Genomic DNA, 231 nt, shown 5'->3' on the forward strand with positions numbered 1-231 from the left:
AGGCTCCCGGCCAGGTACTCGCCCCGATACAGCTGCGCCGATTCGGACTCCAGCCCGCCCTGCCAGTATGCCTTCAGGCCGGCCAGCTCCGGGTCGTGCAGTGTCTCCAGGAAGTCGGTGCCGGTCAGGTGGGTGGCCAACTCATCCCCGCGCGGCAGCAGGGTCAGGTCCAGCGCCTGGGTGTTGCCGCTGGAGCGGTGGCGCGGCCCCAGCCGGGCCACGTTGCCCCCC

General features: G+C 72.3%; 1 protein-coding gene. It reads right to left on the reverse strand.

Going from position 1 to position 231, the window contains the following annotated elements:
• A partial coding sequence (locus KVS69_RS20785; protein ID WP_217540243.1) for a hypothetical protein occupies window positions 1-231 on the reverse strand: 231 nt, incomplete at both ends.

Source organism: Stenotrophomonas sp. GbtcB23 (genome assembly GCF_019091045.1).
GTDB lineage: Bacteria > Pseudomonadota > Gammaproteobacteria > Xanthomonadales > Xanthomonadaceae > Stenotrophomonas > Stenotrophomonas rhizophila_A.